At 62.9% G+C, this 10,216-nt stretch carries 9 protein-coding genes; 3 read left to right on the forward strand and 6 right to left on the reverse strand.

Annotation, left to right across the window (positions count from 1 at the left end; all coding sequences use genetic code 11):
* The first annotated feature begins 330 nt into the window (after positions 1-330).
* Positions 331-1,044: an ArsR/SmtB family transcription factor gene (locus IRZ56_RS19285; RefSeq protein WP_196146406.1), complete on the forward strand. Its 714-nt coding sequence runs from the start codon at positions 331-333 to the stop codon at positions 1,042-1,044.
* 30 nt (positions 1,045-1,074) lie between these two features.
* Here IRZ56_RS19285 and IRZ56_RS19290 read toward each other — a convergent pair whose 3' ends face one another.
* From IRZ56_RS19290 to IRZ56_RS19315, 6 genes are all read right to left on the reverse strand, one after another.
* Positions 1,075-2,025 (reverse strand): adenosine deaminase, encoded by a 951-nt coding sequence (locus tag IRZ56_RS19290; protein ID WP_196146407.1) that lies wholly within the window; start codon positions 2,023-2,025, stop codon positions 1,075-1,077.
* A gap of 95 nt (positions 2,026-2,120) precedes the next feature.
* Entirely contained in the window at positions 2,121-3,476 is a 1,356-nt protein-coding gene (locus IRZ56_RS19295) for an 8-oxoguanine deaminase (protein WP_196146408.1), read from the reverse strand.
* Positions 3,477-3,593: 117 nt separating this feature from the next.
* Positions 3,594-4,280 (reverse strand): SDR family oxidoreductase, encoded by a 687-nt coding sequence (locus IRZ56_RS19300; protein ID WP_196146409.1) that lies wholly within the window; start codon positions 4,278-4,280, stop codon positions 3,594-3,596.
* Between the two features lie 389 nt (positions 4,281-4,669).
* Positions 4,670-5,260: an IMPACT family protein gene (locus tag IRZ56_RS19305; protein WP_196146410.1), complete on the reverse strand. Its 591-nt coding sequence runs from the start codon at positions 5,258-5,260 to the stop codon at positions 4,670-4,672.
* 9 nt (positions 5,261-5,269) lie between these two features.
* A complete protein-coding gene (locus IRZ56_RS19310) occupies positions 5,270-5,932 on the reverse strand; it encodes a TetR/AcrR family transcriptional regulator (RefSeq protein ID WP_084858707.1) in 663 nt (220 codons plus the stop codon).
* 90 nt (positions 5,933-6,022) lie between these two features.
* A complete protein-coding gene (locus IRZ56_RS19315; RefSeq protein ID WP_196146413.1) occupies positions 6,023-6,940 on the reverse strand; it encodes a LysR family transcriptional regulator in 918 nt (305 codons plus the stop codon).
* Positions 6,941-7,203: 263 nt separating this feature from the next.
* On the opposite strand from IRZ56_RS19315, the gene IRZ56_RS19320 reads away from it, so the two are divergent.
* A complete protein-coding gene (locus tag IRZ56_RS19320) occupies positions 7,204-8,550 on the forward strand; it encodes an aspartate aminotransferase family protein (RefSeq protein WP_196146411.1) in 1,347 nt (448 codons plus the stop codon).
* A 68-nt stretch (positions 8,551-8,618) separates the two neighbouring features.
* Positions 8,619-10,112: a CoA-acylating methylmalonate-semialdehyde dehydrogenase gene (locus tag IRZ56_RS19325; RefSeq protein ID WP_084858705.1), complete on the forward strand. Its 1,494-nt coding sequence runs from the start codon at positions 8,619-8,621 to the stop codon at positions 10,110-10,112.
* Positions 10,113-10,216 lie beyond the last annotated feature (104 nt).

Below are 10,216 nucleotides of genomic sequence, written 5' to 3' on the forward strand. Positions count from 1 at the left end.
CCCCGGCGATGTTGGCGGGGCTGCTTGCCGATAAGCCTTGGGCCTGATGGTGGGGCGAGGGTCAGCCAACCCCGGCCTGTCTTGGCCTGTAAAGCCGCGCCGCGGCGCAGGCGCAAGGGCTAGAGCGCCTTATACTGGCTGCCGCGGCCAATGCCAGCGAGAGATACTTCCCTGCCAGGGAATGGCAAGTGAGGAGTTTCTTCGAGCGTGACTGGAATGCCTCGCCTATCGCGAACACCAGCGCCCGAAATCCAATTACGCCATTTCCGAGGGGCATTCCCGCTGCGCCGGTTGGCCACGGAACCAGACGTGATCATCCAGGGAGTTGAAATGAAAGCAGTCAGCAGTATTGCCCAGATCGCCGGCCTGATGGCCGACCCCAAGCGCAGCGCCATGTTATGGGCGTTGATCGATGGCATACCTCGCCCGGCCGATGAGCTGGCCGTGATGACCGGGTTGACCTCGTCGTCGGCTTGTGCCCATCTTTCATTGCTGTCCTCGGCCGGCCTGCTGAGGCTGGAGTCGCGCGGCCGGAAACGCTACTTCCGCCTGGCTACGCCGGAAGTCGGTGCGGCGGTCGAGGCCCTGGCCAGTGTGCGACTCGAGCGCCGGGGCCAGCGCAGCGGGCAGACGACTTCGCTGCAGGTACCCTTGTCCATGCGCAGGGCTCGACGTTGTGGCGACCACCTCGGTGGCGAACTGGCGGCCGAGCTCTACCATCGCCTGATCGTGGCAGGATGGCTGGAGGGTAGCCAGGAGCATCCGCGGGTCACTGCAGAGGGGCGCTCGCAGCTGGCTGCCATCGGCGTCTTCATCGAAGCGCTGGCGCCCGGGGAGCGACACGGTTGCGCGATCTGCCATTGCAACGAGTGGAGCGACCAGGGCCCGCACCTGGGCGGTAAACTGGGAAATGCACTGTTCAGGTTGTTCATGCAATCGGGGTGGCTGCGTGAACAGGAAGCGTCGCGGGCTTTGCAGATTTCCGCGATGGGTATCCAAAATATCAACCGCATTGCCCGTCTGCCGTCCTTGCAGGTGGGCTAGGCCGAACCTGCAAGGTGCCATAGGCGATCATCAACGTACTAGGCGTGCATCCAGGCTGTTTTGTGCCAGGCGCCGGGCCTGGTCCTGGGTCATGCCCAGGTGGGTGTGCAGGGCGTGGAAGTTCTCGGTGACGTAGCCGCCGAAATAGGCAGGGTCGTCGGAGTTGACCGTGACCTTCACGCCGCGCTCGAGCATGTCGAGGATGTTGTGCTGGCCCATGTGCTCGAACACGCAGAGCTTGGTGTTCGAGAGCGGGCAGACAGTCAGCGGGATCTGCTCGTCGATGATGCGTTGCATCAGGCGTTCGTCTTCGATGGCGCGTACGCCATGGTCGATACGCTGGACCTTCAGCAGGTCGATGGCCTCCCAGATGTACTCGGGCGGGCCTTCCTCGCCGGCGTGGGCCACGGTCAGGAAGCCTTCGCTGCGGGCTCGAGCGAAGACGCGCTGGAACTTGCTGGGCGGGTGGCCTTTCTCGGAGCTGTCCAGGCCCACGGCGACGAAGGCATCACGGAAGGGCAGGGCCTGGTCGAGGGTCTTTTGCGCTTCTTCTTCGCTCAGGTGGCGCAGGAAGCTCAGGATCAGCCCGCTGCCGATGCCCAGTTGCTCGCGACCATCCTTAAGGGCCTGGCGGATGCCGTCGAGCACCACTTCGAAGGGGATGCCCCGGTCGGTGTGGGTCTGTGGGTCGAAGAAGGGTTCGGTATGAATGACGTTCTGGGCCTTGCAGCGTTGCAGGTAGGCCCAGGTCAGGTCGTAGAAGTCCTGCTCGGTGCGCAGGACATCGGCGCCTTGGTAATAGAGGTCGAGAAATTCCTGCAGGTTGTTGAAAGCGTAGGCGCTGCGCAGGGTTTCAACGTCCGCCCAGGGCAAGGCGATCTTGTTGCGCTCGGCCAGGGCGAACAGCAGCTCGGGCTCCAGGGAGCCTTCCAGGTGCATGTGCAGTTCAGCCTTGGGCAAGGCGTTGAGCCAGTCATACATGTGTGCAATCTCGGTCAGGTACGGTTACCGACATTCTACAGGGGCTGGCCCGATGCATGGGAAAAGGGCTGCCGGGCAGCCCTTTCCTGTTTGGATCAACCGGCGATCAGCTGGGCCGCCGCCTGGCGGTGGTCGGCGATCAGGCCTTGTACGTCCAAGCCTTCGATCTGCCCGTCGATGACACGCCACTGGCCGCCGACCATGACCCGGTCGGCACGGTCGGCGCCGCACAACAACAGGGCCGAAAGAGGATCATGGCTGCCTGAGAAGCGTAGTTCGTCGAGCTTGAACAGGGCCAGGTCGGCCTGTTTGCCGACGGCCAGCTCGCCGATGTCGCTGCGCCCCAGCAGGCGTGCCGAACCGCGGGTGGCCCAGCCCAGGGCGCGTTCAGGGGTGATCTGCTCGGCACCGTAGCGCAGGCGTTGCAGGTACAGGGCTTGGCGCGCCTCAAGGATCATGTTCGACGCATCGTTGGAAGCCGAGCCGTCGACACCCAGGCCCACGGGCGCGCCTGCCGTTTCCAGTTCCACAGTTGGACAGATGCCCGACGCCAGGCGCATGTTCGAGCTCGGGCAGTGGCAGATACCGGTTCCGGCCTGGCCCAGGCGGGTGATTTCCTCGGGGTTGAAATGAATGCCGTGGGCCAGCCAGGTGCGTGGGCCGAGCCAGCCTACGCTGTCCAGGTAGTCCACCGTGCGCAGGCCGAAACGCTGCAGGCAGAAGTCCTCTTCATCGAGGGTCTCGGCCAGGTGGGTATGCAGGCGTACGTCGAGTTCTTCGGCGAGGGTGGCACTGGCGCGCATGATCTCGGGCGTGACCGAGAAGGGCGAGCAGGGCGCCAGGGCGATCTGGATGTGGGCGCCATCGCCGCGCTCGTGGTAGCTGTGGATAAGCCGTTGGCTGTCGGCGAGGATCACTTCGCCTTCCTGCACCGTCTGTTGCGGTGGCAGGCCGCCATCGGCTTCGCCCAGGCTCATGGAGCCGCGGGTCAGCATGGCGCGCATGCCCAGTTTGCGCACGGCCTCGACCTGCACGTCGATGGCGTTGTCCAGGCCGGTCGGGAACAGGTAGTGGTGGTCCGCTGCGGTGGTGCAGCCCGACAGCAGCAGCTCCGCCAGGGCGACCTGGCTGGCCAGTTCCAACTTGGCTGGGGTGAGCCGTGCCCAGACCGGGTAGAGGGTCTTGAGCCAGGGGAACAACGGCTGGTTGACCACCGGCGCCCAGGCGCGGGTGAGGGTCTGATAGAAATGGTGGTGGGTGTTGATCAGGCCTGGCAGTACTACATGCTCGCGCGCGTCGAAGACGTGGTCGCAAGGCGTGCTGGGGCTTTCGCCAAGGGCGAGCAGTTGGGTAATACGGCCGTCTTCGATGACCAGGCCACCACGGGCGTCGGCGCCGTTGGCGGTGAAGATGGCAAGAGGGGATTTCAACCAGATGCGGGTCGCAGGCATGGTGCCGGCTCCTCTGAAAGTGGGTTCAGGTTAGCCAGCTCAGTGTTGCCCTGTCTGCTGATCCAGGTTCGCCGGGGCGAGGCTTGGAGTCTACTGCCTCGCCACGTGGCTTTCAATTCACCAGATGAGGCTTTCGCCTTTGTAGTTGATGAAGCGCAGGCCGGCGCGGCCGCTTTGGGCCTTGACCTGCTCAAGCATGCCGCGGGTGCTGGTAAGGACGTCGATGTCGGCACCTTCGCCACCCATTTCGGTTTTCACCCAGCCGGGGTGCATGGCCAGCACGCACAGGTCGGGACGTTGCAGGTCGACCACGAAACTGTTGATCATCGAGTTGAGGGCGGCCTTGCTGGCCTTGTACAGGCAGATCTCGCCGCCATCGGGGATGGTCACGCTGCCCAGGATGGAACTCATGAAGGCCAGTACACCTGTGCCCTCGCGGACCTGCCCCGCCAGGCGTCGGGCGACACGGATCGGTGCCACGGCGTTGGTCATGAACAGATTGCCCAGCGCCTCGGTGCGGACGGTTTCTGGGTCTTGTGGCAGCGGCCCCATCACGCCGGCGTTGATGAACAGCAAGTCGAGGACTTCGTCTTGCAGGCGCTCGCGAAGGGCGTCCAGTTGGGCGGTGTCGTTCATCTCGAGGGTTTCGATGCGCACACCGGGCAGCGCACGTAGTGCATCGGCCTTCTGTAGGTCACGCACGGTGGCAATGACCTTCCAGCCATCTTCATACAAACGTTGCACCAGGCCCAGACCCAGCCCGCGAGAGGCTCCGATGATCAGGGCGGTTTTAGAGGTGGGCATGGCGGAGACTCCTTGAACATCCGAGGGTGAGGTCCAGAGCATACGCCAGAAGCGGGCAGGCCGCCTGGTAGAGGTTGTTCAAAAAATGATCAGCTGCCCCAAGCCCTTTGAATTCGCGCGTTACGCTCAGGGGTTCACGGGTTATCCACAGCACATTCCACATTATCTGTGAGCAAGCCTTTATCGGGGAAACCTGTGCCGAAGGTGTGTCACAGCACTCAGGGGTTGGGGATAACTCGCTGTTATTCGGGTACTTTCAACGCTGTCATGAAAATGTGATCAAAATATGATCAATTCCTTCCAGGCCTTGTAGTTCAAGGCCTGGGCGTGAATGCCCCAAGCTTATCCACAGGCGGGCCCACAGTTGTTGTGAGCAATCTGCAGGCTTCTCAGCGCTCGCACGGCTCCAGCCGGATCCGCCCGCGACTCAGGTCAGCCAACTGTTGCTGCAGCCCTTCGAGATGGGCCTCGCCGAGGGCGACCTGCAAGTCCACGCCATTGGCCGTGAACTGTTCGTCCAACACCAGGCCGTCTACGTCCGCAAGGCGCAGCTTGAGCAGTGCCAGTTCGCTGAAGCTGCAGCTGCAGCGGTATTCGCTGCGCTGCACCAGCACCCGTTTGGGCGCTTGTTGCAGGCATTTGTTGGCGCCGCCGCCGTATGCGCGGGCCAGCCCGCCGGTGCCCAGCTGGATGCCGCCATACCAACGGATCACCAGCACCACCACCTGGTCGCAATCCTGGGCCTCGATGGCTGCGAGGATCGGTCGGCCGGCGGTGCCGCCAGGTTCGCCGTCGTCGCTGCTGCGGTATTGAGCGCCCAGTTTCCAGGCCCAGCAGTTATGGGTGGCGGCCAAGTCGCTGTGGCGTTCGATGAAGCTCATCGCCTCGGCCGGGCTGCCGATCGGCGCGGCGAGGGTGATGAAGCGGCTCTTGCGGATTTCCTCGCGGAATTCGCAGAGGTCGAGCAGGGTAGAAGGCATAGGTCCGGGTCAGGCTGTCGGGGTGATGCCACAGCCTTTGAGAATGATGTGAATAAGGTTGTTGCTGGCGTCTTCCATGTCTTGCTTGGTCAGGCGGCTGCGGCCGGTGACTTGGCAGATCTGGGTGGCGAAGTCGGCATAGTGCTGGGTGCTGCCCCACAGCAGGAAGATCAGGTGCACCGGGTCGACCGGGTCCATCTTGCCAGCATCGATCCAGGCTTGGAATACCGCCGCCCGGCCACGGAACCAGTCGCGGTAGTCGGCACTGAAGTACTCGCTCAGGCACTGGCCGCCGCTGATCACCTCCATGGCGAAGATCCGCGAGGCCTGCGGGTTGCGCCGGGAGAACTCCATCTTGGTGCGGATGTAGTGGCTCAGCGCCTGGGCCGGGTCGTCCTCGACGCTCAGGGCGTTGAAGGTGCTGTCCCACAGTTCGATGATGTTGCTCAGCACGGCGATGTACAGGCCAAGCTTGTTGGTGAAGTAGTAATGCAGGTTGGCCTTGGGCAAGCCGGCCTTCAGGGCGATGGTGTTCATGCTGGTGCCCTTGAAACCATGGCGGGCGAACTCGTCTTCGGCGGCCTGGATGATGGCTTGTTCGTTTTTCTGACGAATGCGGCCGGCGGGTTTGCCCGAGGTGGAAGGTAGGTGCGCAGGGACTTCAAGGGTCATGGACGGTTCCGTACGGTTCAGTGGCAACGGATGTCGGACAAGATTACCTTCCTGTGCCGAAGTGACAAGCACTGGCGGCATGCATAGGCATCAGCGTGTCGCAGCCAGGCTTTCGAGGAAGCTTTCCAGCACCAGGTTCGGTCGGCGGCCCTTGCGGGTCACCCAGCTCAGGCTCAGGTCGTAGAAGCGCTCGGCCGGCTTCAAGGCACGCAGGCGGCCCTGTTGCACCCAGAAGGACGCGTAGTGGTCGGGCAGGTAGCCGATATAGCGCCCAGTTAGAATCAGGAACGCCATGCCTTCGCGGTCCGACGCGCTGGCCGTGCAATGCAGGGCCTGGTAGTGCGCCTGGATGTCGGCGGGCAGGCGGAAGGTCGGCGCGATCGCATCCTGGCTGTTGAGACGCCAGTCGTCGACCTGCTGGTCGTCGGCATAGAACAACGGGTGGCCTACGGCGCAATAGAGCAGCGAGCGTTCGCTGTACAGGGGCTGGTATTCCAGGCCCGAGAGCGGGCTGGTCTGGGGCACCACACCCACATGCAGGCTGCCGTCCAGCACGCCCTGCTCGACCTGGCTGGGGGCGATCATGCGGATCTGGATGCGCACGTCGGGGCCGCGGTCCTTGAGTTCGGCCAAGGCGTGGGTGATACGCATGTGCGGCAGGGTGACCAGGTTGTCGGTCAGGCCAATGTTCAGCTCGCCGCGCAGGTGTTGGTGCAACCCGTTGACTTCGGTGCGGAAGGTTTCCAGGGCGCTGAGCAGTTGCAGCGCCGAGTGATAGACCTCGCGACCTTCCTCGGTCAGCGAGAAACCGGCCCGGCCCCGTTGGCACAGGCGCAGACCGAGGCGCTGCTCCAGGTCGTTCATCTGCTGGCTGATGGCCGAGCGACCGATGCCGAGGACATTCTCGGCTGCCGAGAATCCTCCGCATTCCACCACGCTGCGGTAGATCTTCAGCAGGCGGATATCGAAGTCGCTGACCTGGGCGAGTGGCTGTGGGCGTTTCACGATGGGCCTTCGTTGGAGTGGGACGGGAGCACAACCTTAAAGCCAAACCTTGTGGATAAAACAGTCGATCCCATGCAGTCGCAGGGTTGCGAGCGTGCAGCCCGCGGGCAGCTCATTGATTGGCAAAGTGTTTCCGGCAAGGGGCTTTAAGTTTAGTGGGTGCATATCCAAAGATTAGAAAAGCAGAGTTTTTCTTACGTTATCCCCATGCCACTTTAGCTGCAACAACATCCATCGTTGCCTAATCGTCTTCCGAGGAACCGCCGATGAACATGCCCGAAACCGCCGCCACCGGCATTGCCAGCCAGCTCAAGCTGGATGCCCACTGGATGCCCTACACCGCCAACCGCAACTTCCAGCGCGACCCGCGCTTGATCGTCGCGGCCGAAGGCAGCTACCTGGTCGACGACAAGGGGCGCAAGGTCTTCGATGCCTTGTCGGGTCTGTGGACCTGCGGCGCCGGGCATACCCGTAAGGAAATTTCCGAAGCGGTGGCGCGCCAGGTCGGTGTGCTGGACTATTCCCCGGCGTTCCAGTTCGGCCATCCGCTGGCCTTCCAGTTGGCCGAGAAAATCACCGAGCTGACCCCGGGCGACCTGAACCATGTGTTCTTCACCAACTCCGGTTCCGAGTGCTGCGACACCGCACTGAAGATGGTGCGTGCCTATTGGCGCCTGAAAGGCCAGGCGACCAAGACCAAGATCATCGGTCGTGCCCGTGGCTATCACGGCGTGAACATCGCCGGTACCAGCCTGGGTGGGGTCAATGGCAACCGCAAGCTGTTCGGCCAGTTGCTGGATGTCGACCACCTGCCCCACACTCTTCTGCCGGGCAACGCTTTCACCAAGGGCATGCCGGAAGAGGGCGGTATCGCCCTGGCCGACGAGATGCTCAAGCTGATCGAGCTGCATGACGCCTCGAACATCGCCGCCGTCATCGTCGAGCCACTGGCCGGTTCCGCGGGCGTGCTGCCGCCGCCGAAGGGCTACCTCAAGCGCCTGCGCGAGATCTGCACCCAGCACAACATCCTGCTGATTTTCGACGAAGTGATCACCGGCTTCGGCCGCATGGGCGCCATGACCGGCTCCGAAGCCTTCGGCGTGACCCCTGACCTGATGTGCATCGCCAAGCAGGTCACCAACGGCGCCATTCCCATGGGCGCGGTGATCGCGAGCAGCGAGATCTACCAAACCTTCATGAACCAGCCGACGCCCGAATACGCTGTGGAATTCCCCCATGGCTATACCTATTCGGCCCACCCGGTGGCCTGCGCCGCTGGCATCGCCGCGCTGGACCTTCTGCAAAAAGAAAGCCTGGTGCAGTCGGCTGCCGAGCTGGCGCCGCACTTCGAGAAGGTGCTGCACGACATCAAGGGCACCAAGAATGTCATCGACATCCGCAACTATGGCCTGGCCGGTGCCATCCAGATCGCTGCGCGTGACGGCGATGCCATCGTGCGTCCCTACGAGGCGGCGATGAAGCTGTGGAAGGCAGGCTTCTATGTCCGCTTCGGTGGCGACACCCTGCAGTTCGGCCCAACCTTCAACACCCAGCCGCAGGAACTGGACCGCCTGTTCGATGCGGTGGGTGAAGCTCTGAACCAGATCGACTGATCTTTTCCGATTCTGACGACAGGCGCGTTCCTACGCGCCTGCCTCTACCTTCTTATCTGGAGTACTGCATGAGCATCGTTCAGCACCTGATCAACGGCGAGCTGGTTTCCAAGGGCGAGCGCACCGCCGATGTCTTCAACCCGTCCACGGGCGAGAGTACCCGCAAGGTCGAACTGGCCAGCCGCGCCACCGTCCAGGAAGCCATCGATTCGGCCAAAGCTGCATTCCCGGCCTGGCGTAACATGCCGCCGGCCAAGCGTGCCCAGGTGATGTTCCGCTTCAAGCAACTGCTGGAGCAGAACGAAGCGCGTATTTCGCAACTGATCAGCGAAGAGCACGGCAAGACCCTGGAAGACGCTGCCGGTGAACTCAAGCGCGGCATCGAGAACGTCGAGTTCGCCTGCGCCGCGCCGGAGCTGCTCAAGGGTGAGTACAGCCGCAACGTTGGCCCGAACATCGACGCCTGGTCCGACTTCCAGCCGTTGGGCATCGTCGCCGGCATCACCCCGTTCAACTTCCCGGCCATGGTGCCGCTGTGGATGTACCCGCTGGCCATTGCCTGTGGCAACGCCTTCATCCTCAAGCCGTCCGAGCGTGACCCGAGCTCGACCCTGTTCATCGCCCAGTTGCTCCACGAAGCAGGCTTGCCCAAAGGCATCCTCAACGTTGTGCATGGCGACAAGGAAGCGGTCGATGCATTGATCGAGGCGCCAGAGGTCAAGGCCCTGAGCTTCGTGGGGTCGACCCCGATCGCCGAATACATCTATGCCGAAGGCACCAAGCGCGGCAAGCGTGTGCAGGCTTTGGGGGGCGCGAAGAACCATGCCGTGCTGATGCCCGACGCCGACCTGGACAACGCGGTCAGCGCGCTGATGGGCGCGGCCTACGGTTCCTGCGGCGAGCGCTGCATGGCTATTTCGGTCGCAGTGTGCGTGGGCGACCAGGTTGCCGATGCGCTGATCGCCAAGCTTGAGCCGCAGATCAAGGCACTGAAGATCGGTGCCGGTACTTCCTGTGGCCTGGACATGGGCCCGTTGGTGACTGCTGCAGCCCGTGACAAGGTGGTGGGCTATATCGATGACGGTGTGGCTGCTGGTGCCAAGCTGGTGGTCGACGGTCGTGGCCTGCGCGTGAGTGGTCATGAGGACGGCTACTTCGTTGGCGGCACTCTGTTCGACCATGTCACCCCGCAAATGCGCATCTATAAAGAAGAGATCTTCGGCCCGGTGTTGTGCGTGGTGCGTGTGAACAGCCTGGAAGATGCCATGCGCCTGATCAACGAGCATGAGTACGGCAACGGCACTTGCATCTTCACCCGTGACGGTGAGGCAGCGCGCCTGTTCTGCGACGAGATCGAGGTGGGCATGGTGGGTGTCAACGTGCCGCTGCCGGTGCCGGTGGCCTACCACAGCTTCGGTGGTTGGAAGCGTTCGTTGTTCGGCGACCTGCATGCCTATGGCCCGGACGGGGTGCGCTTCTATACCCGTCGCAAGGCCATTACCCAGCGCTGGCCGCAGCGGGCGAGCCATGAGGCTTCGCAGTTTGCGTTTCCTAGTCTTTAAATAGAGTGGGTTGAAGCGGGGAGGCCGGTAGGCCTCCCCGCTTTGTTTTTCGGCAATATCGAAGTTTTTTGAAAATAACGGTTGACGCGCCGTTTCAGGGGCCT

Origin of the sequence: Pseudomonas guariconensis, from assembly GCF_015680235.1 — a bacterium.
Classification (GTDB): Bacteria; Pseudomonadota; Gammaproteobacteria; order Pseudomonadales; family Pseudomonadaceae; genus Aquipseudomonas; species Aquipseudomonas guariconensis_A.

Excerpts from the sequence above, each read along its gene's own strand:
- IRZ56_RS19285 (WP_196146406.1), top strand. The coding sequence starts at position 331 with ATGAAAGCAGTCAGCAGTATTGCCCAGATCGCCGGCCTGATGGCCGAC.
- IRZ56_RS19300 (WP_196146409.1), bottom strand. The coding sequence starts at position 4,280 with ATGCCCACCTCTAAAACCGCCCTGATCATCGGAGCCTCTCGCGGGCTG.
- IRZ56_RS19290 (WP_196146407.1), bottom strand. The coding sequence starts at position 2,025 with ATGTATGACTGGCTCAACGCCTTGCCCAAGGCTGAACTGCACATGCAC.
- IRZ56_RS19320 (WP_196146411.1), top strand. The coding sequence starts at position 7,204 with ATGAACATGCCCGAAACCGCCGCCACCGGCATTGCCAGCCAGCTCAAG.
- IRZ56_RS19305 (WP_196146410.1), bottom strand. The coding sequence starts at position 5,260 with ATGCCTTCTACCCTGCTCGACCTCTGCGAATTCCGCGAGGAAATCCGC.
- IRZ56_RS19325 (WP_084858705.1), top strand. The coding sequence starts at position 8,619 with ATGAGCATCGTTCAGCACCTGATCAACGGCGAGCTGGTTTCCAAGGGC.
- IRZ56_RS19295 (WP_196146408.1), bottom strand. The coding sequence starts at position 3,476 with ATGCCTGCGACCCGCATCTGGTTGAAATCCCCTCTTGCCATCTTCACC.
- IRZ56_RS19310 (WP_084858707.1), bottom strand. The coding sequence starts at position 5,932 with ATGACCCTTGAAGTCCCTGCGCACCTACCTTCCACCTCGGGCAAACCC.